The sequence below is a fragment of the Enterobacter sp. R-1.6.2 genome (assembly GCF_035064085.1).
Classification (GTDB): domain Bacteria; phylum Pseudomonadota; class Gammaproteobacteria; order Enterobacterales; family Enterobacteriaceae; genus Enterobacter; species Enterobacter asburiae_B.
This window is the reverse complement of the sequence record NZ_JASEYI010000001.1, coordinates 19,156-44,595: the sequence shown is the minus strand read 5'-3', so window position 1 is coordinate 44,595 and position 25,440 is coordinate 19,156. Positions and strand designations below refer to the sequence as shown.

Here is a 25,440-nt window from a genome sequence, read left to right as displayed (position 1 = left end):
TACTTCGCCATTGCAATAAAAATCAGAGGAAAAATGTATCGCATTCATCCTGACGCTGTCGCCAATTATTCTCTTAAACCGTTAATCAAAAAGGAGTATTTAAAGGTTCTGGGGGTGACTATTAAGGGGGTGAAGGCAGATGACCTTGATTTGACGCAAAAAAAACAGGGGCTTTGCTGTTAGTTTGCGGCGCGAAGTCTTATATGAAAACGAGGACAACAATGGACGTCAGCCGCAGACAATTTTTTAAAATCTGCGCGGGCGGTATGGCCGGAACAACGGCAGCCATGCTGGGATTTGCTCCCAAAATGGCGCTGGCTCAGGCACGCAACTATAAGCTGCTGCGCGCAAAAGAGATCCGTAACACCTGCACATACTGCTCCGTAGGTTGTGGGCTTTTAATGTATAGCCTGGGCGATGGCGCGAAGAACGCCAGAGAAGCGATTTACCATATTGAAGGGGACCCGGATCATCCGGTGAGCCGCGGGGCGCTTTGCCCGAAAGGGGCGGGGCTGCTGGACTACGTTCACAGCGAAAACCGCCTGCGCTACCCGGAATACCGCGCGCCGGGTTCTGATAAATGGCAGCGTATTTCCTGGGATGAGGCCTTCTCCCGTATTGCCAAATTAATGAAAGCCGACCGCGACGCCAACTTTGTTGAAAAGAACGCCCAGGGCGTGACGGTTAACCGCTGGCTTTCCACCGGGATGCTGTGCGCGTCTGCGGCGAGTAATGAAACCGGCATGCTGACGCAAAAATTTGTGCGCTCTCTCGGCATGCTGGCGGTAGACAACCAGGCGCGCGTCTGACACGGACCAACGGTAGCAAGTCTTGCTCCAACATTTGGTCGCGGTGCGATGACCAACCACTGGGTTGATATCAAAAACGCTAACGTCGTGGTGGTGATGGGCGGTAACGCCGCGGAAGCCCATCCGGTGGGGTTCCGCTGGGCGATGGAAGCGAAAAAAAACAACGATGCGACGCTTATCGTCGTCGATCCGCGCTTTACGCGTACGGCATCGGTGGCCGATATCTATGCGCCGATCCGCTCCGGTACGGACATTACATTCCTGTCCGGCGTGCTGCTGTACCTGATCGAAAACAACAAAATTAACGCGGAATACGTTAAGCACTACACCAACGCGAACCTGCTGGTGCGGGATGATTTTGCCTTCGATCACGGGCTGTTTAGCGGCTATGACGCCGAAAAACGCCAGTACGATAAAACGTCCTGGAACTATCAGTTCGATGAAAACGGCTACGCGCTGCGTGATGAAACCCTGACGCACCCGCGCTGCGTGTGGAACCTGCTGAAACAGCACGTTTCCCGCTATACGCCGGACGTGGTGGAAAACATCTGCGGCACGCCGAAAGCGGACTTCCTGAAGGTGTGTGAAGTGCTGGCCTCCACCAGCGCCGCCGACAGAACAACGACGTTCCTCTACGCGCTGGGCTGGACGCAGCATACCGTGGGTGCGCAGAACATCCGCACCATGGCGATGATCCAGCTGCTGCTCGGCAACATGGGGATGGCGGGAGGCGGCGTGAACGCGCTGCGCGGGCACTCCAACATTCAGGGGCTCACTGACCTTGGCCTGCTGTCGACCAGCCTGCCGGGCTACCTGACGCTGCCGTCTGAAAAGCAGGCGGATCTGCAAACGTATCTTGAGGCCAATACGCCGAAAGCGACGCTGCCGGACCAGGTGAACTACTGGAGCAACTATCCGAAGTTCTACGTCAGCCTGATGAAATCCTTCTACGGCGACGCGGCGCAGAAGGAGAACGACTGGGGCTTTGAGTGGCTGCCGAAGTGGGACCAGGCTTACGACGTCATCAAGTATTTCAACATGATGGATAAGGGCGACGTCACGGGGTATATCTGCCAGGGCTTTAACCCGGTGGCCTCCTTCCCGGACAAGAACAAAGTCGTTCGCAGCCTGAGCAAGCTGAAGTACATGGTGGTTATCGATCCGCTGGTGACCGAAACGTCCACCTTCTGGCAGAACCACGGGGAATCGAACGATGTCGATCCGGCGTCGATTCAGACAGAAGTGTTCCGCCTGCCGTCCACCTGCTTTGCGGAAGAAGACGGTTCAATCGCTAACTCTGGCCGCTGGCTGCAGTGGCACTGGAAAGGCCAGGATGCGCCGGGCGAAGCGCGTAACGACGGCGAGATCCTGGCCGGGATTTACCATCGCCTGCGCGAAATGTACCGCACCGAAGGCGGCAAGGGCGCTGAGCCGCTGCTGAAGATGGGCTGGAGCTACAGGCAGCCTGACCATCCTGAGTCAGAGGAAGTCGCCAAAGAGAACAACGGCGTGGCGCTGGCGGATCTCTATGACGCCAGCGGCAACCTGGTGGCTAAGAAAGGCCAGCTGCTGAACAGCTTCGCGCTGCTGCGCGATGACGGCACGACGGCGTCGTCCTGCTGGATCTACACCGGCAGCTGGACGGAGCAGGGCAACCAGATGGCCAACCGCGACAACGCCGACCCGTCCGGGCTGGGCAATACGCTGGGCTGGGCATGGGCGTGGCCGCTGAACCGTCGCGTGCTGTACAACCGCGCGTCTGCAGACGTAAACGGCAAGCCGTGGGATCCGAAACGCATGCTGATCCAGTGGAACGGGGCGAAGTGGGCAGGGAACGATATCCCGGACTACAACACCGCCGCGCCGGGCAGCAACACCGGGCCATTCATCATGCAGCCGGAAGGGCTGGGACGCCTGTTTGCCCTCAACAAGCTGGCGGAAGGGCCGTTCCCGGAACACTACGAGCCGATGGAAACGCCGCTCGGCACCAACCCGCTGCATCCGAACGTGGTCTCCAGCCCGGTGGTGCGTATCTACGAAGACGACGTCCTGCGCTTAGGCAAAAAGGACAAGTTCCCGTACGTAGGGACGACCTATCGCCTGACCGAGCATTTCCACACCTGGACCAAGCACGCGCGGCTTAACGCCATCGCGCAGCCGGAACAGTTTGTGGAGATCAGCGAGACGCTGGCGAAGGCGAAAGGCATCGCCAACGGCGACCGCGTGAAGGTAAGCAGTAAGCGCGGCTTTATTCGCGCGGTGGCGGTGGTGACCCGTCGTCTTCAATGCCTGAACGTGCACGGCCAGCAGGTGGAAACCGTCGGGATCCCACTGCACTGGGGCTTTGAGGGCGTGGCGCAGAAAGGCTACATCGCCAATACCCTGACGCCAAACGTCGGCGATTCCAACTCGCAAACGCCGGAGTACAAGGCGTTTCTGGTCAACATCGAGAAAGCGTAAGGAGCGATTAAATGGCGATGGAAACACAAGACGTTATCAAACGCTCCGCGACCAACCCGATTACCCCCGCGCCCCGCGCTCGGGACTACAAGGCAGAGGTCGCCAAGCTTATCGACGTCTCCTCCTGCGTGGGCTGTAAGGCCTGCCAGGTGGCCTGCTCGGAGTGGAACGATATCCGCGACGAGGTGGGGCACTGCGTGGGGGTCTACGACAATCCGGCGGATCTGAGCGCCAAATCCTGGACGGTGATGCGCTTTAGCGAAACCGAGCAGAACGGCAGGCTGGAATGGCTCATCCGTAAAGACGGTTGCATGCACTGTGAAGATCCGGGCTGCCTGAAGGCGTGCCCGTCTGCCGGCGCGATTATTCAGTACGCCAACGGTATCGTCGACTTCCAGCAGGACAACTGCATCGGCTGCGGGTACTGCATCGCGGGCTGTCCGTTTAATATCCCGCGCCTCAATAAAGAGGATAACCGGGTATACAAATGCACCCTGTGCGTGGACCGCGTCAGCGTCGGGCAGGAGCCTGCGTGTGTGAAAACCTGTCCGACAGGGGCGATCCACTTCGGCACCAAAAAAGAGATGCTGGACGTGGCGCAACAGCGCGTGGACAAGCTGAAAGCGCGCGGCTACGAGAATGCGGGCATTTATAACCCGCCGGGCGTGGGCGGTACGCACGTGATGTATGTGCTGCACCATAGCGACCAGCCGGAGCTGTACCACAACCTGCCGAAGGCTCCGGCGATCGATACCTCCATCAACCTCTGGAAAGGGGCGCTTAAGCCGCTTTCGGCGGCGGGCTTTATCGCCACCTTTGCCGGGCTGATTTATCACTACATCGGTATCGGGCCAAACAAAGAGGTGGATGAGGACGAGGAGGAGCATCATGAGTAAGTCGAAAACGATCGTGCGCACGAAGTTTGTTGACCGCGCCTGTCACTGGACGGTGGTGATTTGCTTCTTCCTGGTGGCGGTGTCGGGGATTTCGTTCTTCTTCCCGACACTGCAGTGGCTGACCGAAACCTTCGGCACGCCGCAGATGGGGCGCATTCTGCACCCGTTCTTCGGCGTGCTGATTTTCGTGGTGCTGATGTTTATGTTCGTGCGCTTTGTCCATCACAACATCCCGGACAGGCAGGATATCCCGTGGGTGAAAGGGATCGTCGAAGTCCTGAAGGGCAACGAGCATAAGGTCGCGAAGGTGGGGAAATACAACGCCGGGCAGAAGATGATGTTCTGGACCATCATGAGCATGATTTTTGTGCTTCTGGTGACCGGCGTGATTATCTGGCGTCCGTATTTTGCGCACTATTTTCCGATTCAGGTGATTCGCTACGCGCTGCTGATCCACGCCACCTCGGCAATCATTCTGATCCACGCCATCCTGATCCATATGTATATGGCGTTCTGGGTAAAGGGATCGATTAAAGGGATGATTGAAGGGAAGGTGAGCCGCCGCTGGGCGCAGAAACACCACCCGCGCTGGTATCGTGAAGTGGAACGACTGGAAGCGAAACAGGAAAGCACGGAAGGAATGAAGTAAGACCTGCGCCGTCGGCTTTGCCCGGCGGCGCTGAGTTTGCGCGGGCCTACGTTATGTATTGGTCACTAACGCATCTATCGCCGCGATAACAGTACTTCTCGCGCTGCGAAGATTACATACATAATCTTTATTATTTAGTTTCTGTTTTTCCACGTGTGTTATGCCAGCGGTGTTAAGAAAATATCGCTCAAAATCAATATTCACTAAAGGCATCGCGGCATTGATATGCCCACGTAGATAGCTATGGTAGCTCAATGGAATAATCAGTCTTGTTGATAAATCATCATAATAGTCATGTTGAATTATCATAAAATAAGGCTGGTAGTCCCGTGTTCTTTCTGAAGGGTTACGGTAAATGTCAAACTGAAAGCACATTAAATCCCTCCAAAGAAAGGATCGTCTGATAATAATCCCGCTTTAGCCGTAAATTCATTCATGGCTCTTATGAATTCTTTATCTTGCTGATGCTCTCGTCTTCGCGCCTCTGGTGTACGGGCCTCGCGGGAGACTCCACTCGCCATGCTAGCCCTTTTGCCATAGTCTTTGTTTCGGTTTGGCTTCATTTTCAGCTCCTTTGTTGGTGCGGTCATTATCAACCGCAGCCAACAAAAAACAATACCGTATCCCCTGGTAATCTACATTCTGCGAGGCGTATTCCAGTAATTTCAGAACCGCTCCTCCACATACCGGAACGGATATTTTGTGGGTTTGACTTTACCAATTTTACGTTTCGGTAAATCCACTTTTTCGACGTGAATTTCTTTATAGGGGATTTGGGTCAGCAGGTGAGAAATAATATTCAGACGCACGCGTTTTTTATCTTCTGAACGCGCTACAAACCACGGCGCCCAGGCGGTATCTGTCGCTTCAAACATGGCGTCGCGCGCGAGAGTATACTCGTCCCACAAGTTAAAGGACTTAATATCCATCGGCGATAGCTTCCATATTTTACGACCATCGTTAATACGGTCGCGCAGGCGGCGCTCCTGCTCTTTAGGCGTGACCTCCAGCCAGTACTTCAGCAGGATAATCCCGGCATCCACCATCGCTTTTTCCATCACCGGCGCACCATCAAGAAACTTCTCAACCTGCTCGGGGGTGCAGAATCCCATTACCCGCTCGACACCCGCGCGGTTGTACCAGCTTCGGTCGAAAATGACGATCTCCCCGGCGGCAGGCAGATGGGGAACATAACGCTGAAAATAGAGCTGGGTTTTCTCTTTCTCGGTGGGTGCAGGGAGGGCAACAACGCGAAACACGCGAGGGCTGACGCGCTCGGTGATCGCTTTAATGGTGCCGCCTTTACCCGCTCCGTCGCGTCCTTCAAAAACAATACACACTTTTAGCCCTTTGGCGACGACCCACTGCTGGAGCTTAACCAGTTCAACGTGGAGGCGACGTAGCTCTTGTTCATACTCTTTGGTCTTTAACGGAGCATTCTTTACGACATCAACAGCGACACTGGTTTTCTTTTTGCTTCCCATGATGGTCATCCTCAGATTGTCCGGCGCGGAAAAAAGCGAGGCCGCACTATGAAGTGTAATCCACCTGAATTAATGGATTAACCTGCCAGCCAACGGATTTGAACTGGCTCACCATACAAGATTATTCAATAATGTCCGTCGCGTGTGATTAACCAGTGGTTGAAGTATGAAAAAGACAATTTTTTCGTTGGCGCTTGGCACATTTGGCCTGGGAATGGCCGAATTTGGCATTATGGGCGTGTTAACCGAGCTGGCACATGACACCGGTATTTCGATTCCCTCCGCCGGGAATATGATCTCGTTTTATGCGTTCGGCGTGGTGATTGGCGCCCCGATTGTGGCGCTGTTCTCAGGCAAGTTTTCGTTAAAGACCACGCTGCTGTTTCTGGTGGCGATGTCCGCTGTCGGCAATGCCCTGTTCACGTTTTCCACGTCCTATTTCTGGCTGGCGGTGGGGCGGCTGATTTCCGGCTTTCCGCACGGGGCTATTTTTGGCGTCGGGGCGATTATCCTGTCTAAAATTGCGCCTCCGGGTAAGGTGACGGTCGCGGTGGCTGGGATGATCGCCGGCATGACCGTGGCCAACCTGATGGGCGTTCCGCTGGGGACCTGGCTCGGGCACCAGTTTAGCTGGCGCTATACCTTTTTTCTGATTGCCGTGTTCGATGCGCTGGTGATCCTTTCGGTTCTGCTCTGGGTGCCGGACATCCGCGACACATCAGAAATCAAATTAACCGAGCAGTTCCACTTTCTGAAAAAACCAGAACCCTGGCTGATCTTTGCCGCCACCATGTTTGGCAACGCCGGGGTGTTCGCGTGGTTCAGCTTCGTTAAGCCTTTTATGGTCAACGTCTCCGGTTATTCAGAAGGGATGATGACGGCCATCATGATGCTGATGGGGCTTGGCATGGTGTTGGGCAATCTGCTGAGCGGTAAGCTATCGGGGCGTTTTAGCCCGCTGCGCATTGCGGCCACCACCGACATGGTGATTGTCGCCTCGCTGCTGCTGCTTTTCGCCTTTGGTGAACTGAAAACGGCCTCGCTGATCATGGGCTTTATCTGCTGTGCCGGGCTGTTCGCGCTCTCTGCGCCGCTACAAATTCTGCTTCTACAAAATGCGAAGGGTGGTGAGATGCTGGGGGCGGCAGGGGGGCAGATGGCGTTTAATCTCGGCAGTGCGATTGGCGCGTACTTTGGCGGGATGACGATCGTCCTCGGCTTTAGCTGGCGTTACGTCACGCTGCCGGCGGCAATACTCTCTTTCTCAGCCATGAGTGCACTGCTTATCTACGGCCACCTGCGGGCCAGACGGGCTCAGGCTAACGCTCGCGCGCTAGCCTGACAGGCTTCAGGCAAGCCAGGGCTCACCCAGGGTCAGCATCAGGCGGTTGGCCCAGGCGAAGAACGCGGCGGACTGCACCAGATCGAGCTGCGCTAAGGTATCCAGCCCCTCTTTTTCCAGCGCGGCAAGGTGCAGCGGCGTGGCGGCAGGCGGCGTGACCGACAGCGCCGCCGCAAAATCGATTTCCGCCTGCCAGCGTGCGGATTGCCCCTCGCTCAGGGACTGCCCCGGCCTCACGGCCAGCAGGGCTTCTACCGCCGCGTCATCCTTTGACAGCTGGCTGGCTTTACGCGCATGGACAGATGCGCAGTAAATGCAGCCGTTGATTTTACTGGCGACCGTTGCGGCCAGCTCGCGCTCGGCGCGCGGCAATCCCCCCGATGTATAAAAAATGCCTTTATCCGTTAACGTGCGCTGTTCAAGCACCGGCAGGTTGCGCGCCAGCAGGCGGAAGTACTCGGAATCGGTATGGCCAAATTTCGCCAGGATGGCAACCTCATCGTCACTGAAATCCGCCAGCGGTTTGGCCGCTATCCACGGTTCCCATCCCAGCTCCTGCTGGGTGAACGCGACGGGGGCCGCCTTTCCGGTGACCGTTGTTGCGGTCGTGTGCCAGATGCCTGCCGCCACCGGCGCATCGCTTTTGGCGACGGGCCTGTCATTCAGCAGCCGCAGCCCGGTGATGAGTCGGCTCTGGAAGCTCACAAACGCAATAAGCTGCGCCAGGGTAACAATGCCTTCCTTGCTCCATCCCGCCTGGGTCAGCGCCCTTAACGCTGCGGGCGTGGCTTCGACGGGGGAGAACGTCAGCAGCCGCGCGAAATTCAGCGCCGGGGTCAGGCGTTCTGAGGTGGGGTCGGCCAGGCCAAACCCCGCATAGTGTGCTGCCAGCGCCTCCGCGCTGTGCCACCTGGCGACTTTTGCCGCCACGGCGAAGCGCTCGTCGAGTGCAAAATCAGCATTCTGCTGGCTAAAGAGAATTTCGTAGCTGCCCTGCGCGTGGCGCGTGGCGGCATCACGCGTGGCGCGTGCCTCTGCCAGAGGGGAACCGGGTTTAATTTCCGCCAGCTCGGCGAGAATGTCCTGACTTAATGACATAGGTGTCTCCTCAAAGGATGTGGGGGGCAATACGTTCGGCGATCAGTTCGATGGACCGCAGCGTGTCGCGATGCGTGGGTTCGACCGAATGGACCTGGAATGAGATATCCGTGGCGCGCCTGAGAATGGAGTCGGCATTCAGCGAATGCAGCACCGTATCGGGCGAACCAATATGGGCGTCAAACTGGCGGCGATAATCGGTGACGTTGTCACCTTTAACCACGTGCCCGGCAGCGCGATGCTGCTGGGCCTGTTTCGTGAGGCCCGGCGTCGCGACCCTGAGCGCATAGTCGTCGCTGTCGGCGACGAACGCCGTACGGGAGGCCAGAATGCGCGGTGCGATGCCCGCAGGCAGCGCCTCAAGGTAGGCATCCACAATCGGGTTCTGGATCTCGTCGAGCGTTAAATCCAGCCGATCTGCCGGGCGCGGCTGCGTGCGGGAGAGCATTAAACCGTGTCCGGCCCGGGCGGCGCGAACGGCTCCGTCAACAGAGAAGGTGGCAATCCAGATACGGTCGGCCAGCTGTGGCGCAGGCGGGTAAAGGTGGTTATCCGGATGGGTCAGCGAATCCCCGCGCCAGGCGCTCTGGATCACATGCAAATGGTCAGCAAACGCCGCGCCGCGCTCCTCGAACGTCAGTCCGAACGGCAGAAATGAGGTCGGTGTGCCGCCCGAACCAAAACCGACCTCAAGACGGCCATCGGCGAGTAAATCGAGCACGGCGGCATCTTCCGCGACGCGCAGCGGGTTTTCCATCGGCAGGGTGATGATGGCCGTGCCCAGGCGGATGGTTTCGGTATGCGCGGCTACGTGCGCCAGAAACAGCAGCGGCGACGGCAGGCCGCCTTCACTTTCGTGGAAGTGGTGCTGGGCAATCCAGGCGCTGTTAAAACCGTGGCGTTCGGCGTGGCGGATCTGTTCAGTTGCCAGACGATAGCGCTCCTTCGGCGCAGCGTCGTCAAGCAGGCGGGTGAAAAATCCCAGGCGTTTTCGCGTCATGCGAACTCCTCCGTAGCGGGTGAAAAATGGGGAATAGCGTCAATCAGCTCGCGGGTATAGTCGTTCTGCGGCGACGCGAATAAGGTTCCGACGTCGCCCTGTTCGACCACCTGACCGCCGCGCAGCACCGTGACGCTGTGGGCGATCCGGCGGACGGTAGACAGATCGTGCGTGATAAAGAGGTAGGTCAATCCCAGCTGCTGCTGCAGCTGCTGAAGCAGAGCCAGGATCTGCGCCTGCACGGTGACGTCCAGCGCGGAGGTGGCTTCGTCCAGCACCAGAATGGTCGGCTCCAGGATCAGCGCCCGGGCAATGGCAACGCGCTGGCGCTGTCCGCCTGAAAGCTCCCGGGCGGGGCGGGTCAGGAGTTCGACGGGCAGGGCAACCCGCTGCGCCACCGTCTCCACCCGGAGCTTTCGCTCCGCCTTGCTGAGGTGAGAAAAGTTCTTCAGGGGCTCCTCGATGATCTCGAACAGCGTCTGTCGCGGGTCGAGAGAGGCAAACGGGTTCTGGTAGACGAACTGGATCTTCTGGCGCAGTTGACGGCGGGCCTCGCGGCTGAGCGCGGTGGCATCAATATCATCAATAATGACCTGCCCGCTGTCGGCTTGTTCAAAACCGAGCAAAATACGGGCGAAGGTGGTTTTCCCGGAGCCGGATTCACCGACCAGCGCATGCGTGCTGCCGCGCCTGACGTCAAACGTCACCCGGTCCAGCGCCTGAAGCTGATGACCTTTGCCCAGGGAGAATTGCTTGCTGATGGCGCGGGCGCGAATGGCCGGGGACGCGAGCGGGAGACCGGCTACCGGGGCGATGGTCAGGCGCTGGCCCTGGAGATCGCTCAACAGCTGGCGGGTGTAGGCGTGCTGCGGCGTGCGGACGATATCGCCGGTGTTGCCCTGTTCCTGAACCTCGCCATCGCGAAACACCAGCAGCCTGTCCGCGCGCTGTGCGGCCAGCGCCAGATCGTGGGTGACAAACAGAACGGCGGTACCCGACTCCCGGCGCAGGATATCCAGCAGATCGAGAATACGTTTTTGCACCGTTACATCCAGCGCGCTGGTGGGCTCATCGGCAACGATCACGTCCGGACGCAGGGCAATGGCGATGGCAATCAGCACGCGCTGTTTCATCCCGCCGGAGAGCTGATGGGGATACTGCGTCATGCGCTGTTCGGGGTGGCTCAGGCCGACCTTTGTCAGCAGGGCGAGCACCTGCTCGTCGCGCTCGGCGCGGGTCACCTTCTGGTGGAGCTGAACGATCTCTCCGACCTGCGCCCCGATGGTCTTCACCGGGTTGAGCGAATTACCCGGATCCTGCGGTACCAGGCTAATTCTCGCGCCGCGAAGGGTATCGAGACGCTTCGCGGACCATCGGCTAATCTCCTCGCCGTTGAGCGATATTTTTCCCGCATCGCGCCGGGCGTTATCGGCCAGCAGGCCAATGATCGCCTGCGCCGTGGTCGTCTTGCCGGATCCGGATTCGCCGACGAACGCCAGCATTTCCCCTCGTCCGAGCGTGAAGCTGACGTTATGCACCACCTCTCGCCACTGGCGAGCGGTACGGTAGCTAATCGTCAAATCTTCCACTGAGAGAACGGTCATTAGCGACCTCCGCTGAACTGTTGGCTGATACGGTTGGTGGCCAGCACCACGGCGATGACGACGACGCCGGGGAAGGTGGTGAGCCACCAGGCGGTAGAGAGATAGTTACGGCCTTCGGCAATCAGTAAGCCCCATTCCGGCACGGGCGGCGGGGTGCCGTAGCCGAGAAAGCTCAGCGTGGAGAGCGCCAGGATTGCCTGACCAAACTGCAGTGTGGCAAAGGCGAGGACGGCGGTTAACGCGTTGGGCAGGATGTGTCGCCACAGCACGGCGAAAAACGTCCCGCCGCTGCCAAACGCCGCTTCGACATAATCCGTATGGCGGATACGCACGACTTCACCGCGCGCGAGGCGGGCGAAGCTGGCAATGGAGGCAACGCCGACGGCAATCGCGGCGTTAACGGTGCCAAACCCGAGCAGAATAATCACCGTCAGCGAGAGCAGCAGAGACGGGATGGAGAGCAACACGTCGACGAAGCGCATCAGCAGAGACTCGACGCGCCCGGCGAACGCCCCGGCGATCACCCCTAAGCCGGTGCCGACCACCAGCCCCATCGTCACGGCGGCCAGCGCCGCGCTCAGGGAATGGGAGGCGCCATATACGATACGCGTGTAAACATCGCGGCCAAGCTGATCGGTCCCGAGCCAGTGACCGGCCTGCGGTGCCAGGCGCTGTGCCCCGGCGATGCCCTCAATCGGGCTGTAGTGGGTTAACAGGCCGGGCGCTACGGCGGCAAAAGCGGCGAGAATAATCACCCCCCATGCCAGCCACAGTCCCGGCTGCCATTCCACTCCCTGCCAGGCAGGAACGCGTTTTCGCGCGGCGGCCGCGTAATCGACCAGACTCATGATGCACCTCCGGTAACGGTTTGCAGACGGGGATCCAGCAGCGGCATCAGCAGATCCACCAGCAGATTGATCAGGACAAAACCGAGGGCGGAAATCATCACTACCGCCTGAAGCACGGCGATATCCTGATTATTCACCGCCTGCTGGGTCAGCTGCCCGAGCCCGCTGCGGCCAAAAACGGTTTCGGTGATCAGCGCCCCGGCAATCAGCTCGCCCAGCAGCAGCCCGGCAATGTTCAGGACCGGCAGCAGGGCGTTGCCGGTCACGTGACGCCACAGGACGGCGGTTTCACTCAGCCCTTTGGCACGGGCGACGGCGACAAACGGCTGCGTCGCCACCTGGTCCAGACTGCGCATCAGAATTTGCGCCAGCGGGGCGGAGATCGGGATCGCGACGGTCACAATCGGCAGGATCAGCCCCTGCAGCGGCGTCGGGTTAATCACCGGGATCAGCCGCAGCTGAAAAGAAAAAAGCTGGATGAGGGCAATCCCCAGCCAGAACGTCGGTAAGGAGATAAACAGAACCGGCAGAGACTGAAGGGTATTGCTCAGCCAGCGCAGACCCGGCAGACGCGATGCAAAGGCCAGCGCAAACGCCAGCAGGACCGCGAGTACAAACGCGGGCAGGGCGAGGCTCAGAGTATCCGGCAGATTGCTGGCAATCAGCTCGCTGACCGGCACGCCTGCCTGTAGCGAATAGCCGAAATCCCCGCGCAGCATTGCCAGCAGCGTGTGGCCGTATTGCTGCCACAGCGGGCTGTCCGCGCCGTAGGCCACGCGCATCTCCTCGATTTGCGCCGGGCTTAAGCCCAGGTCCGGGTTCTGAAATTTAATCAGCACCGCGTCGCCCGGCAGCACCTGGAGCAACACGAACGAGAGGGTAAAGGCGGCCCACAGTACCAGCAGCCCGTGCCCAAAGCGTTGAAGAAGTGCGTGGCGCATCGTCAGCTCCTCAGTGTTTCTCAATCCACGCGCCGTAGAACGACGGGCGGCCTACCGCTTCAAAATTGACGCCTTTCAGCCACGGCGCGCCGGCAAAGACCTGCGGCTCCTCGAAAATCGGAATGACGTAGGCGTTATCCAGCAGGTAGCGCTGGGCGTCCCCCGTCAGCTGCAGGCGTTTTTGCGGGTCGACCTCAGCCGAAATGTTCACCAGCAGTTCATTCAGCCTGTCGTCACGGAAGTTTTTGACCTTGTCGCTGGATCCGCCTTTTTGCAGCAGCGCGTCGCGGTTAGCCGGGTAGAACATGCTTTTCACCACGTCCGGATCGGCGCGTCCTACTTCGGAGACGGTTAACGGGGTTTTCAGCGGGTCAAGGTTATCCAGCGTGCGGCTGCCTGCGTCTCCGGCTTTGACGCTCAGCGCCACGCCCACCTGGCGCCACTGCTGGGCAACCAGCTGCAGCACCTCTTTGTTTTGCGGCTGCGGCAGGGATTCATACACCGTCAGCGCCAGACGTTGGCCGTCTTTGGCGCGGATCCCGTCGCCGCCTGCTTTCCAGCCCGCCTCGTCCAGCAGCTGGTTGGCTTTTGCCGGGTCAAAGGTCAATTTGTCGCTGAGATCGACAAAGCCTGCGGCGGAACCGGCAATCACGGACTTCGCCTGCGGATAGTTGGCCGAGAAGAGGGTCTCGACCACCTGTTTTGCATTGGTGGCATGCAGCAGCGCCTGGCGAACGCGAATATCGGAGACCAGCGGGTTATCCGGGCGGAAGCTGATGCTGTCGTTCACCCCGCGCGTCGGGGCGGCGTAGATCTTATAGCCCTGATCGGTCGCCTGCTTTTCGTCATACGCCTGCACCTGGCGAATAAAGTCGGCCTGACCGGCCAGCAGGGCGCCGACGCGCACGCTGTCTTCCTGGGTCACGATAAACTTGATGCCGTCGAGATTGGCTGGCCCCTGCTGCGCCAGATTTTTCGGCCCCCACTGGTAGTCTTTGCGCGCTTCGAGCGTCACTTCACGACCCAGCTTCTCGTCCTTCACCACAAACGGGCCGGAACCAATGATGTGGCGGGCATCTCCCAGCTCTTCGAAGTTGCGCTTCAGCGTGCTGAGCGAGACCAGCCCCGAGCCAATGGTGGCGGTGCCCTGCAGGAACCCCGGCGACGGTTTTTTGAAGTAGAACTTCACGGTCAGCGGGTCGATGACTTCGCTGCGATCGTAGTTATTGATCACTTCTGACACCGGCAGGCGCTGCGCCTTATTGCCTAAACCGTAGGTATCAAAGTTTTTCGCCACGGCGTTGGCGTCCACCGGCGTGCCGTCGGAGAAGGTGATGCCGGGACGAAGCTTAAAGGTGTATTCGGTTTTATCGGCGTTGGTGGTCCAGCTTTCGGCCACCCAGGGTTCCACCTGCAGCGTCTTTGGGTTCTGCCACGTCAGCTTGTCGGTGATTTGATTCAAAATGCCGCCGTTCGGGTAAAAGCCACCGGCAGGCGGATAGAGATTGGTGTGCGCCTGTTGCTCCAGATAAATCAGCGTGCCGCCTTTGACGGGCGCATCTGCGGCCCAGGCTGCGGTTGTCGCCAGAATCAGCGCCGTCAGCAGCGGCAGACGAAATGGGATTTGCATGGTGAATTCCTTTGTTATCTTCTTGTTAGCGTCGGATTCATCATCGGGCGCGGGGGAAAACAAGGGAACCAAGGAATTAAGATAAGGATTGCCGGAAAATGGCTATAAAAAAACCGCCCCAGCGAGGAGCGGTAATGAAAGATGAACGATTATGAACGTAGGTCGATCACCATACGGCCGCGGATCTGGCCCTGTTCCATCTCTTTAAAGATGGCGTTGATGTCCTCGATTGGACGCATCGTGACTTTCGGCACCACCTTACCTTCAGCGGCGAACTGGAAGGCTTCCTGCAGATCCTGACGGGTGCCGACCAGGGAACCCACCACCTGGATGCCGTCCAGCACCAGACGCGGAATGTCGAGGCTCATCGCTTCCGGCGGCAGGCCAACGGCGACCACGCGGCCACCGGCACGCACGGCGTCAACGGCGGAGTTAAAGGCCGCTTTTGCGACGGCAGTGACGACTGCGGCATGCGCGCCGCCGGTTTTCTCCTGCACAATTTTCGCGGCGTCTTCGCTGCGGGAGTTGATGGTTAAATCCGCACCCATGCTGGCCGCCAGCTTCAGCTGTTCGTCGTTAACGTCGAGAGCGATGACTTTGGCGTTAAAGACGTTTTTGGCATATTGCAGCGCGAGGTTGCCCAGCCCGCCCAGACCGTAAATCGCAATCCACTGGCCTGGTTTGATTCCGGACACCTTCACCGCTTTGTAGGTAGTAACGCCGGCGCAGGTGATGCTGCTGGCCGCAGCGGATTCCAGACCATCCGGCACTTTTACCGCGTAATCCGCGGTGACGATGCACTCTTCCGCCATGCCGCCGTCAACGGAGTAACCGGCGTTTTTCACGTCGCGGCACAGGGTTTCGTTGCCGGTATTACAGTATTCGCAGTGGCCACAGCCTTCAAAAAACCAGGCCACGCTTGCGCGGTCGCCGACTTTCAGCGACTTCACGCCGGGGCCGACTTCTTTTACGATACCAATCCCTTCGTGGCCCAGGATAACCCCGGTTTTATCGCCGAAATCACCGTTCTTCACGTGGAGATCGGTATGGCATACGCCACAGCATTCCATCTTCAGCAGGGCTTCCCCGTGCTTTAGCGGGCGTAAGGTTTTTTCGGTGATATTGACCTGATGATCCTGAGTGACAACAGCAGCCTTCATGTGTATCTCCTTGTTCATGATGAGTATCTGCATAGCAGGTGTAATACCCCTCAAGGATTAGTGGTTTGGCGCTGTAATGCAAGGCAACGGCAACATAATGTCATTATTTAATCCATTTTCAGAATAAGAATACGGCGTTCCTCTAATAATTTAGGGGGAAAATACTGGCCCGACGAGAGACTCGCCGGGCGCAGACTTACAGCTGTGCCTCTATCTCCTCAATCTCTTTACGCCATTGCGCCTGCAGCTGCGGCTTTTGATGCTTCGGCTTACGCGCCAGATCGTCTTCCAGCAGCGTTTCCAGCGCGACCAGCCGTTCGAGCAGATCGTCATACGGCGAGGGTTGAACCGTCGCCGCGTCGATGGCGGGCGCGGTGGATGTCGCCAGCCCCGCGCTTTCACGCAGGCGCTCAAACACCGCTTCTGCATCGTGCCACTCGCTCAGCTTTCCCTCTTCAATCAGCCAGAAACGGTTGCAGCTTTGGCTAATTAGCTGACGATCATGGCTGACCAGCAGGACGCCGCCTTCAAACTGCTGAAGGGTTTGCGCCAGCGCCTCTTTGCCTTCCATGTCGAGGTGGTTGGTCGGCTCATCCAGCATCAGCAGGCTGTAGCGGGCAAGCGTCAGGCCAACGAACAGCAGGCGCGAGCGCTCGCCGCCGCTGAGCGTGCTGACCGTTTGCCCGTGACGCGCCCACGGGAAACCCGCGCTTATCAGCGCCATTTTGCGGTTCTGCGGATCCGGCGCGAAAGGCTCCAGCGCGTCGAGCAGCGTGGCGTTGTCCGCAAGCTGGTGAAGCGTCTGGTCGTAATAGCCTGGCGACACGCGCGGATGGATTTTCAACCCGCTGTCTGCGGACTCATCGGCAAACTGTTGCCAGATAAGCCTCATCAGCGACGATTTGCCGCAGCCGTTACGACCGACAATCGCCACGCGATCGCCGCTTTTTAGCCGCGCCATTTCGATGCTGAACAACGCCGGCAGGCCAGGTGCAGGAGGCACGTCGAGGTTTTCCATTTCCAGCAAACGGTCGGCCCGCAGCGCGTCGCCGCGCAGGGTTAACGTCCACGGGCTGCCTGCCGTGAGCGCCGTCTGGCTCTCCTTCAGCCGTTCGACCTGTTTTTCCATCTGTTTGGCTTTGCGGGCCAGGTCTTCGTTGTCGTAAACCTTGCCCCAGGTCGCCAGCCGCTTCGCGCTGGCGGTCACGCGGTCGATCTCCTTTTGCTCCGCCTTGTGGCGCTGCGCGTCGCTTTCATCCTTTGCTTCAAGCGCCTTGCGGGCGGCCGTGCAGGGAAGGGCGAAGTAGTGCAGCGTTTTATCGCGCAGGATCCAGCTGCCGTTAGTGACGGCATCCAGCAGCTGTCGGTCGTGCGAGACCAGCACGAAGCTGCCTGACCAGTTCTGTAGAAAGTGTTCCAGCCAGAGCATGGTCGGCAAATCAAGGTGGTTGCTGGGTTCATCGAGCAGGAGCAGATCCGGCTCGTGAATCAGGGCCCGCGCCAGCAGCAGGCGCGTGTGCTGCCCGCCGCTCAGCGTGGCGGATTGCAGCGCCATATCCTGCGGCGTGAAGCCCATGCCTGCCAGCAGCGTTTCGGCTTTCCAGCGCAGGCTATCGCGCTCGGCTAAAGGCAGCTGTGCGAGTACGGCATCCAGCATGGTCAGCGGAAAAATGGCGTCCGGGAGATGTTGCTCCACGCGCGCCATCAGGCAGTGCCCGGCCAGCGAAACCGTTCCGGCGGCGGGGGAGTCAGTGCCGTCCAGCACCTTCAGCAGCGTGCTTTTGCCGCAGCCGTTGTCGCCCAGCAGGCCAATGCGGTCGCCTTTTTTCAGCGTAAAGGAGAGTGAGTCGAAGAGCGTGCCAAACGCCGTATTAACGCGTAAAGATTGTGCAGTGAGTAAAGTGCTCATTGTTGCTTACCCAAGAGTTACAGGCATGTTTATGCCTCGTCAAACATCGCTGACGATAACTCAGTAAGCCCGAGAGAAGGGATTTCAGGGGTTGGTGTCTTCGCTCAAGCAGAAGTTATCGCAGCACGATACCGATAACGCTTGAGCTGGTGCGATCACCAAATGTATGTGAAACATTGAAAATTTCACAGTACAGCATAATTGGCCTCCTTATATATTCAGTAGGTTAATGGATGAAGGGAGTGTAGCGGGGGAAAAGGAGTTTGGCTAGTGGGGGGCGAATCTAATTCCCTCTCCCTTTGGGAGAGGGTTAGGGTGAGGGGAACATACGGCTGTAGTGGTCATTCCGTTCACTTTATGTTCCTTGCTACTCTGTAACGACATGACCTGTGAACGTGCCAGGGTGGCTCAGTCGCCACCACCCTGGCGACCCGGGCTCCCGGCGGTAAATCGCCGCTTCGCGGTGCCCTCGGCTTATTCCTTCCGGCTTATCGGGGATGGGCGGAGGTAACATCCCTGTAAAGCCCGCCCTCTCGGCGCATCCCTGCGCCTCGCCCCGGCCTGCAGGAAACGCCTCGGCGATTTACAGCCGGACCAGGGCGTGGCTGCAAGTTAATCATTTCGCTTCGAGAATCTGAATCGCTACTGGTTAATGAATTTATTGAAAGTCCCTCTCCCGAAGGGAGAGGGACCGGTCGGAGCGGATTAAATCGAGGTACGACGATAGCTGCGGTATTCAGGTTTCCAGAAGTTGTCGTCGATGGCCTGCTGCAGCGCGTCGGCAGAGGTTTTCACCGCCACGCCCTGCTGCTGCGCCATTTTACCTACCGCAAACGCGATAGCGCGCGACACCTTGTGAATGTCTTTCAGCTCCGGCAGCACCAGCCCTTCACCGTTGTTGACCAGCGGCGAGTAGCCCGCGAGGGTTTCGCTCGCCGACATCAGCATCTCATCGGTAATGCGGGACGCGCCGGAGGCGATCACGCCCAGCCCAATGCCCGGGAAGATGTAAGAGTTGTTGCACTGGGCGATCGGATAGGTTTTATCCTTCCACACCACCGGGTCGAACGGGCTGCCGGTCGCGACCAGCGCGTTACCTTCGGTCCACGCGATGATGTCCTGAGGCGTCGCTTCCACGCGGGAGGTCGGGTTGGAAAGCGGCATCACGATAGGGCGCTCGCAGTGCTTGTGCATCTCGCGAATGATCTCTTCGGTGAAGAGGCCTGTTTGCCCGGAAACGCCGATCAGAATATCCGGCTTCACGTTGCGCACCACGTCCAGCAGGGAAAGGACTTCGTTGTCGGTATCCCAGTTTTTCAGGTTATCGCGCTTCTGCACCAGCTTGTTCTGGAACGGCAGCAGGTTCGGCATAGCGTCGGTCAGCAGGCCGAAACGGTCAACCATAAAGACGCGGGAGCGGGCCAGCTCTTCGCTTAAGCCTTCGCGCTGCGTCTGGGCGATGATCTGCTCGGCGATACCACAGCCCGCAGAGCCTGCGCCCAGGAAGACGATTTTCTGGTAGCTCAGCTGGCTGCCGGCTGCGCGGCTGGCGGCGATAAGCGTACCCACGGTCACGGCCGCGGTACCCTGGATGTCGTCGTTAAAGGAGCAGATCTCATCGCGATAGCGGTTCAGCAGCGGCATCGCGTTTTTCTGCGCGAAGTCTTCAAACTGCAGCAGAACGTCCGGCCAGCGGTGCTTCACGGCCTGAATGAAGTCGTCGACAAACTGATAGTACTCGTCGTCGGTAATGCGCGGATGGCGCCAGCCCATATAGAGCGGATCGTTGAGCAACTGCTGGTTATTGGTCCCGACGTCCAGCACCACCGGCAGGGTATACGCCGGGCTGATGCCGCCGCAGGCGGTGTAGAGAGAGAGTTTACCGATTGGGATCCCCATCCCGCCAATGCCCTGGTCGCCGAGGCCGAGAATACGTTCGCCGTCGGTCACCACAATCACTTTGATATTGTGGTTTGGCACGTTCTGCAGAATATCGTCCATGTTGTGACGGTTCTGATAGGAGATGAATACCCCGCGTGAACGACGGTAGATCTCTGAGAAACGCTCGCAGGCCGCACCCACCGTAGGGGTGTAGATCACCGGCATCATCTCTTCGAGATGGTTCTGCACCAGGCGATAGAAGAGGGTTTCATTGGTGTCCTGAATGTTGCGCAGGTAGATGTGCTTGTCGATTTCGGTTTTGAAACCCTGATACTGGATCCACGCGCGCTCCGCCTGTTCTTCAATGGTTTCAACCACTTCGGGCAGTAAACCCAGCAGATTAAAGCTGCTGCGCTCTTCCATGCTGAAGGCGCTGCCTTTGTTGAGCAGGGGGAATTCGAGTAAAACCGGTCCGGCGTATGGGATGTATAAGGAACGATGTTTTTTCAGTTTGTTGTCCATGTCACTCACTCTTTTTATGAAGATCCGTCCCTGACACTGCTGTTTGTCATCTTTCTGGCCTGTGCGATGGGGTGCGGTCAGGCGGTATTATAAAGGAGCTAAATATTAATTACCGCAACACATAAACAAAAACACCATCGGGATTACCGATGGTGTTCTGGATCTCAGTCTGGAACTTACTTGCCGGCGTGGCGTTTTCTGCCGGTGGCGTGAGTGACCTGCGTTTCGTGGTCGCCTTCAATCACCACTTTACGCTGATTTGAAAGCTTGTAATTCAGTCCCAGAATATGGCGTGCCTGACGGTTCGATTTCATGTTAACTCCTCAATCCTGTTGATAGTTTTAAGGACCAGTTTGCTCACGCAAACGAAATGTAACCCCTTAGGTTGCAGATCCAGCTTAGCAGGTTTTTACAAGGGTGCGTTTTGCCCGCTGACGACGTAGTTAATAGTCTGCTGGTAGATGTCACTGAGGATGTCATTATCCGTGGATTCCACCCACTTGGTCAGTTCCATCAAAATGTCATCTTCAGTCACAGCACCGTGCTCGGCGTGAAGACCCTGCGCAATCGCGTTAACGAGTTCAGGTTGTGCTGCTGCAGTATTAGCCGGGTAATAAGTAAACATGCTGCCTCCGTGTCGTTGTCTGTTTAATGGTACGGCTCGCAAAAAATTTAATTCATAAACAGAATGGCAAATATTTTCCCGGTTGTGGTTCAGATTCATCTTAGAAATAAAAATGACATAAGTGCATGCTTTTATGCGCTTTTAAAAGGTGTGGCTATATCGACGGGTAACGGCGGGGATATTTTGGTGGAGCTCCTGCTATCGCGGAAATATAGCAGGAGCCGTTTTTAAATTACCACTTCATTTCGCCAGTATTCACTTTGGCGCTTAATTCCAGCGAGCTTTCATCCGCCAGGCCCGGATACTGTTTTTTCAGGGTACTGATAACACCTGCGGAATCTTTATGCGCGGCTAAAGCCTTTTCAAAGCGCTGCAGATAGTCGCGGGTAAACTCAATCGCGCCAGTGCCCGCTGGTGGGGTGCCCAGATAGTGGCCCGGGATCACGCGCTCAGGTTTGTGCGCGGCCATATTCTCCAGCGTTTCCTGCCACTGCTTGCGGCTTTCCGGCGTCTGGGTGTCTGCCGTCCAGACGTGAATACCCCAGGCTACCCCAGTGCCGCCGAGGATCGTTTTTGCCGACGGGATCCACACATAGGCCGCATAGCTGTCTGGCTGTTCGATGTCGACCTTTTCCCCGTCAACCATGAACGTGGTGGAGGCAAGCACCTGCGGGACGACCAGCTCCGTTGGCGCGCCGTCCTTCATCTGCGGCCCCCAGAAGGCGAGCTTGGCGTCTTTGGTGGCTTTAATATGGTCAACCACATGCTGCGTGGCCACCACTTTGGCATTCGGGAAGGCTTTGACCAGCGGCTGCAGGCCAAAATAGAAATCCGGATCGCCGGAGGTGATCACAATCTTGTTCAGGGTTTTACCGCTGCGGCGAATTTTCTCTACCAGCGCTTCGCCATCCTTCACGCTGAACTGCGCGTCAAACAGCACCGCCTCTTTCGGGCCGGAAACCAGCGTGGAGGAGACCGGGAAAATGCCTTTTTCCTGCGGGTTATAGGTATCAATGGTCAACGGCGCGGCAAAAACCGCCGGAGTGAAAAGGGTGGAAAGCAGGGCAAGGTGAGTGAATTTCATGCTGTTGTCTCTGTTGTTCAGGAATGTGTCTATTGTACGGATATTCTCATTTGCCAGAATTCCTGAAACAAGACATGCTTAGTTTCATAAATCGAGCAAATGGAGCTTATATGGATCGCGTTATCGCCGCTCAGGTCTACAACCGGATATGCGAGCTGGGCAGTTTGAGCGCGGCGGCCCGCGCGTTGGGCATTTCCCGACCGATGGTGAGCCGCTACCTTGAACAAATGGAGAAGTGGGCGGGAACGCGCCTGGTAAACCGCTCCACGCGCAAGCTGACGCTGACCGCGGCAGGGGAAAAGGTGCTGCAAAAAACGCGGACGCTCTCGCAGATTTCGCAGGAAATCGAGGGCCAGTCGGAGAAAGATCTGCCGTCCGGCACGCTGCGGGTGGCCTGCGCCCATTTTACCGCCATGCACCTGATTGCGCCGGTCCTGCCTGAGCTGCTCTCGCGCTACCCGCAGCTGCGCATCGAGCTGGACGTGAATAACCACCCGGTCAGCCTGGTGGGAGAGCGCATTGATGTCGCCGTGCGCATTACCGACAACCCCGAACCCGGCATGATTGCCCGCCGGCTGGGGGAGTGTCGCTCGGTGCTTTGCGCCTCGCCGGAGTACCTGGCACAGCACGGTATCCCCGTCAGCCCTGAAGAATTAGCGCAGCACAACTGTCTGCACTACAGCTTTTTTGCCGGGCAGTCCTGGCACTTCGTGACGCCGGAAGGGGAAAGCCTGAGCGTGGCCGTCAGCGGCAACCTGAGCGCCAGCATCTCTTCGCTGTTGATGGACGCGGCGATTAAGCACTGCGGTATCGCCATGCTGCCGGAGCGCGAAGCGTCTGCCGCGCTGGAACAGGGATTACTGGTGCCGGTGCTGGAGGCGCTTGAGCCGAAACCGCTTGCCATCCATGGCATTTATCAGTCCCGGGAATACCAGCCTGCCGCGCTGCGCGTGTTCCTTGACGAACTGTCGCGCTACCTGGCATAAGAAAGGATTACTTCGCCTTTAGCCAGGGAGACGTCGTGCTCCAGAAAATAATATCGGCACCGAGATAACTTTCGCCGAAGCGGACAAATTCCGCTTTGGTGAACGGTTTTCCGGTCTGAGGATCCTTATAGGTCAGGGTCGGCTCTTGAACCGCCATGGCGATGAGCGGCAGCGTCTGTTTATTTTTATGGAAGAAGGGATAGGCATTCTTCATGTGTGCCTTGCGGTTGGGAACAATGTCCGGCCCACCCAGGCCGACGTTGTTGGCGCTGGCATACGCAAACAGACGCCCCATGTAGTTGTGGTCGTTATCCCATTCGCACGGCCAGAAGTTCACGTACTGCACCACGTGTGATTTCTGAAAAGCCTTTCGCGCAAAGGCCAGGTTTTCCATTTCACCCGCGAAATAGCCGTCGCAGGTAAACCCGACGGGCGGATTTTTTTCGTCGAGATCAATGGCGGTTTCAGGCAGGTTTACCCCATACACCTCGCCATCAAAGCGTTTCGCGAGGGCGGCCAGCAGTGCCTGGTAGCGCTGGCGCACGGCGGGATCCCACTGACGCGCCACCCATCCTGAACCGACCGGCTTGCCTTCGCCGGGGTTATCGAACTGCGGCGCAATCCCGCCACCGTATTGTGTGTCGCGCATGAGATAGTCCGGCACGTATCGGGCGTCCGGCTCAAAGAAACGGTCCTGGATTTGAATAAAGAGTTTTTTTCCGGCGGCCTTAACGCGCGCCAGATCCTGTTCAATCCGCGAGAAGTCATAGCTGTCCTTCTCGGGTTCCAGCAGGCGCCAGTTGTAAACGATCTGCACGCCGCCGATATCGCTTCGCGCAACAAGCGGGAACGCCGCGTCGAGATCGCCCGAGCTGGTATAGATAAAGTTCTCCGGCGTTTTCGCCAGTGAAGAGAGCGACAGAGCCAGCGTGGTGACGGCAACGGCCATCCTGATTTTTAGGGCCATATCATTATCCTTTTTGTCGGTACAGCAGGTGAAAGTCCTGGAATTGTCTGTGTTCCAGGGTGGGTCAGATGCGTAGTCTATACTTAACCCTTTGTAAGCCAAAAGGAGAGCAAGAATGACTATTCATAAGCACGGTTCGGCACACTGGTCTGGCGACATTAAGCGCGGAAAAGGAACGGTTTCCACCGAGAGCGGCGTTCTCAATCAGCAGCCTTATGGTTTCAATACCCGCTTTGAGGGCGAAAAGGGGACCAACCCCGAAGAGCTGATTGGCGCGGCACATGCGGCCTGCTTCTCAATGGCGCTGTCGCTGATGCTCGGCGAAGCGGGCTATACCGCCGATTCCATTGATACCACCGCGGAAGTCTCTCTGGATAAAACCGACGGCGGCTTTGCCATCACTAAGGTTGCCCTGAAAAGCAAGGTGACCGTTCCCGGCATCGCTCCACAGCAGTTCGACGGCATTATTCAGAAAGCAAAAGCGGGCTGTCCGGTCTCGCAGCTCCTGAAAGCTGAGATTACGCTGGACTATAAGCTCAATTAAGCCCCAGCCGGGTTTGCGCCCGGCTATCCCTTCAGCGCGGCGGGGAACACCTCCGCCAGCCAGGCAATAAACACCTTCAGGCGGTGCGTCAAATGCCGGTTCTGCGGGTAAACCACATGAAACGGATACGCGGCAGGGCGCCAGTCGCCCAGGATCGCCGCCAGCGTGCCCGCCTGCAAATACGCCTTTGCCGAATACTCAAAGGTCTGAACGATCCCCAGCCCCGCCGCGGCAGCCGCCAGATGGGCATTACTTTCATTGACGCCGAGATAGTGCGGAATGTTGATTTCCAGCGCCTCGCCGTTCTGCCGGAAGCGAAACGGAAACGGCCGTCCGGTGACGGGCGAGAGATAGCTAATCAGCTTGTGGCCGTTGCGCAGCTCCTGCGGATAGGCCGGGACGCCGTGATTTTTCAGGTAACCCGGCGTCGCGCAGGTGACCATTTCCGCGTTTCCGAGATGACGGGCGATGAGGGTCGAGTCGTCCAGCGGCCCGCCGCGGATCACGCAGTCTACGTTACCGCTGATGAGATCGACCGGCCGGTCGGCCACGCCGAGGTCGATGCGGATCTCCGGGTAGCGCCGCATAAAGTCCGGAAGCAGAGGGATGAGCACGTCCCGGGCGGTGGAGCCGCCCACGTCAACCCGCAAATGCCCTTTTGGCGTCGCGCGGGAAACGCGAAACGAGGTGTCGATATCTTCGATATCAATCAGCACCCTGAGCGCTTTTTCATAGTATTCCATCCCTTCAGGCGTCGCGACCACCCGGCGAGTGGTGCGGTGCAGAAGGCGTATCTCCAGGTGCGACTCTAGCGATTTAACCAGCTTGCTCAGCGTGGCGATCGGCATATTCAGCGAGTCCGCCGCGCGGGTAAAACTGCCGGACTCCACGACCCGCGTAAAGGCGCGCATCGCCATGAGCTGGTCCATGATGACCTCGGATTATTTCTGTTTGTGAATAGTCATTTTCATTTTTGCCCGTTTTTCACTAATGCCGCAAGG

23 protein-coding genes are annotated in these 25,440 nt (G+C 58.1%); 6 read left to right on the top strand and 17 right to left on the bottom strand.

Annotation, left to right across the window (positions count from 1 at the left end; translation table 11 throughout):
* The first annotated feature begins 221 nt into the window (after positions 1-221).
* The 3 genes from fdnG to fdnI are packed head-to-tail and all read left to right on the top strand — an operon-like array spanning position 222 to position 4,814.
* Positions 222-3,269, top strand: coding sequence for a formate dehydrogenase-N subunit alpha (fdnG, locus tag QMN93_RS00200; RefSeq protein ID WP_323619153.1), 3,048 nt, complete (start codon positions 222-224; stop codon positions 3,267-3,269).
* A gap of 11 nt (positions 3,270-3,280) precedes the next feature.
* On the top strand, positions 3,281-4,165 hold the full coding sequence (gene fdxH, locus QMN93_RS00195; RefSeq protein WP_182383618.1) for a formate dehydrogenase subunit beta: 885 nt from the start codon (positions 3,281-3,283) through the stop codon (positions 4,163-4,165).
* A complete protein-coding gene (fdnI, locus tag QMN93_RS00190) occupies positions 4,158-4,814 on the top strand; it encodes a formate dehydrogenase-N subunit gamma (protein WP_182383617.1) in 657 nt (218 codons plus the stop codon). Before fdxH ends, fdnI begins: the two co-directional genes overlap by 8 nt.
* Positions 4,815-4,865: 51 nt before the next feature.
* Here fdnI and QMN93_RS00185 read toward each other — a convergent pair whose 3' ends face one another.
* From QMN93_RS00185 to ppk2, 3 genes are all read right to left on the bottom strand, one after another.
* Entirely contained in the window at positions 4,866-5,189 is a 324-nt protein-coding gene (locus tag QMN93_RS00185) for a CcdB family protein (RefSeq protein ID WP_182383616.1), read from the bottom strand.
* Positions 5,189-5,377, bottom strand: a complete 189-nt coding sequence (locus tag QMN93_RS00180) for a hypothetical protein (RefSeq protein WP_182383615.1) — start codon at positions 5,375-5,377, stop codon at positions 5,189-5,191. Before QMN93_RS00180 ends, QMN93_RS00185 begins: the two co-directional genes overlap by 1 nt.
* Positions 5,378-5,479: 102 nt before the next feature.
* Positions 5,480-6,298 carry a polyphosphate kinase 2 gene (ppk2, locus tag QMN93_RS00175; RefSeq protein ID WP_033145639.1) on the bottom strand — a complete coding sequence of 273 codons (819 nt, stop codon included), beginning with the start codon at positions 6,296-6,298 and terminating at the stop codon, positions 5,480-5,482.
* A gap of 166 nt (positions 6,299-6,464) precedes the next feature.
* Here ppk2 and araJ point away from each other — a divergent pair, with 166 nt between their 5' ends.
* Positions 6,465-7,640 carry an MFS transporter AraJ gene (araJ, locus tag QMN93_RS00170; RefSeq protein WP_182383613.1) on the top strand — a complete coding sequence of 392 codons (1,176 nt, stop codon included), beginning with the start codon at positions 6,465-6,467 and terminating at the stop codon, positions 7,638-7,640.
* A gap of 6 nt (positions 7,641-7,646) precedes the next feature.
* Here araJ and QMN93_RS00165 read toward each other — a convergent pair whose 3' ends face one another.
* The 12 genes from QMN93_RS00165 to QMN93_RS00110 all read right to left on the bottom strand — a co-directional run bounded on the left by QMN93_RS00165 (position 7,647) and on the right by QMN93_RS00110 (position 21,942).
* Positions 7,647-8,738, bottom strand: coding sequence for an alkylhydroperoxidase domain protein (locus QMN93_RS00165; protein WP_047060939.1), 1,092 nt, complete (start codon positions 8,736-8,738; stop codon positions 7,647-7,649).
* A gap of 10 nt (positions 8,739-8,748) precedes the next feature.
* Entirely contained in the window at positions 8,749-9,738 is a 990-nt protein-coding gene (locus tag QMN93_RS00160) for a putative FMN-dependent luciferase-like monooxygenase (RefSeq protein WP_064672591.1), read from the bottom strand.
* The gene (locus tag QMN93_RS00155; RefSeq protein ID WP_193139329.1) at positions 9,735-11,342 is read right to left on the bottom strand and encodes an ABC transporter ATP-binding protein; all 1,608 of its coding nucleotides are present in this window, start codon (positions 11,340-11,342) and stop codon (positions 9,735-9,737) included. The genes QMN93_RS00160 and QMN93_RS00155 overlap by 4 nt, the downstream gene beginning before the upstream one ends.
* The gene (locus QMN93_RS00150) at positions 11,342-12,190 is read right to left on the bottom strand and encodes an ABC transporter permease (RefSeq protein WP_047060936.1); all 849 of its coding nucleotides are present in this window, start codon (positions 12,188-12,190) and stop codon (positions 11,342-11,344) included. The genes QMN93_RS00155 and QMN93_RS00150 overlap by 1 nt, the downstream gene beginning before the upstream one ends.
* Complete coding sequence (locus tag QMN93_RS00145; RefSeq protein ID WP_024909556.1) at positions 12,187-13,131, bottom strand: ABC transporter permease; 945 nt, start codon at positions 13,129-13,131, stop codon at positions 12,187-12,189. Before QMN93_RS00145 ends, QMN93_RS00150 begins: the two co-directional genes overlap by 4 nt.
* Before the next feature lie 10 nt (positions 13,132-13,141).
* The gene (locus tag QMN93_RS00140; protein ID WP_193139326.1) at positions 13,142-14,761 is read right to left on the bottom strand and encodes a TIGR04028 family ABC transporter substrate-binding protein; all 1,620 of its coding nucleotides are present in this window, start codon (positions 14,759-14,761) and stop codon (positions 13,142-13,144) included.
* Positions 14,762-14,910: 149 nt separating this feature from the next.
* Positions 14,911-15,921, bottom strand: coding sequence for an alcohol dehydrogenase AdhP (adhP, locus tag QMN93_RS00135; protein ID WP_033145630.1), 1,011 nt, complete (start codon positions 15,919-15,921; stop codon positions 14,911-14,913).
* A gap of 196 nt (positions 15,922-16,117) precedes the next feature.
* A complete protein-coding gene (locus QMN93_RS00130; protein ID WP_193139324.1) occupies positions 16,118-17,830 on the bottom strand; it encodes an ABC-F family ATP-binding cassette domain-containing protein in 1,713 nt (570 codons plus the stop codon).
* Between the two features lie 705 nt (positions 17,831-18,535).
* Positions 18,536-20,233, bottom strand: coding sequence for an NAD-dependent malic enzyme (locus QMN93_RS00125; protein WP_039262819.1), 1,698 nt, complete (start codon positions 20,231-20,233; stop codon positions 18,536-18,538).
* A 176-nt stretch (positions 20,234-20,409) separates the two neighbouring features.
* Complete coding sequence (sra, locus tag QMN93_RS00120) at positions 20,410-20,547, bottom strand: stationary-phase-induced ribosome-associated protein (protein WP_008501714.1); 138 nt, start codon at positions 20,545-20,547, stop codon at positions 20,410-20,412.
* Between the two features lie 95 nt (positions 20,548-20,642).
* On the bottom strand, positions 20,643-20,858 hold the full coding sequence (bdm, locus tag QMN93_RS00115; RefSeq protein ID WP_013096534.1) for a biofilm-dependent modulation protein: 216 nt from the start codon (positions 20,856-20,858) through the stop codon (positions 20,643-20,645).
* 232 nt (positions 20,859-21,090) lie between these two features.
* Entirely contained in the window at positions 21,091-21,942 is an 852-nt protein-coding gene (locus tag QMN93_RS00110) for a Vmh family MBL fold metallo-hydrolase (protein WP_047060933.1), read from the bottom strand.
* Between the two features lie 110 nt (positions 21,943-22,052).
* Here QMN93_RS00110 and QMN93_RS00105 point away from each other — a divergent pair, with 110 nt between their 5' ends.
* Positions 22,053-22,928 (top strand): LysR family transcriptional regulator, encoded by an 876-nt coding sequence (locus QMN93_RS00105; RefSeq protein WP_048981279.1) that lies wholly within the window; start codon positions 22,053-22,055, stop codon positions 22,926-22,928.
* Positions 22,929-22,935: 7 nt separating this feature from the next.
* On the opposite strand, the gene QMN93_RS00100 is transcribed toward QMN93_RS00105, so the two are convergent.
* On the bottom strand, positions 22,936-23,895 hold the full coding sequence (locus tag QMN93_RS00100) for a hypothetical protein (protein WP_167818590.1): 960 nt from the start codon (positions 23,893-23,895) through the stop codon (positions 22,936-22,938).
* Between the two features lie 115 nt (positions 23,896-24,010).
* Between QMN93_RS00100 and QMN93_RS00095 the strand changes: the two genes are divergently transcribed.
* Positions 24,011-24,439: an OsmC family protein gene (locus QMN93_RS00095; protein WP_323619056.1), complete on the top strand. Its 429-nt coding sequence runs from the start codon at positions 24,011-24,013 to the stop codon at positions 24,437-24,439.
* 23 nt (positions 24,440-24,462) lie between these two features.
* Here the strand turns inward: QMN93_RS00095 and QMN93_RS00090 are convergent, their stop codons facing one another.
* Positions 24,463-25,368 carry a LysR family transcriptional regulator gene (locus QMN93_RS00090; RefSeq protein ID WP_182383605.1) on the bottom strand — a complete coding sequence of 302 codons (906 nt, stop codon included), beginning with the start codon at positions 25,366-25,368 and terminating at the stop codon, positions 24,463-24,465.
* Positions 25,369-25,440: the final 72 nt, after the last annotated feature.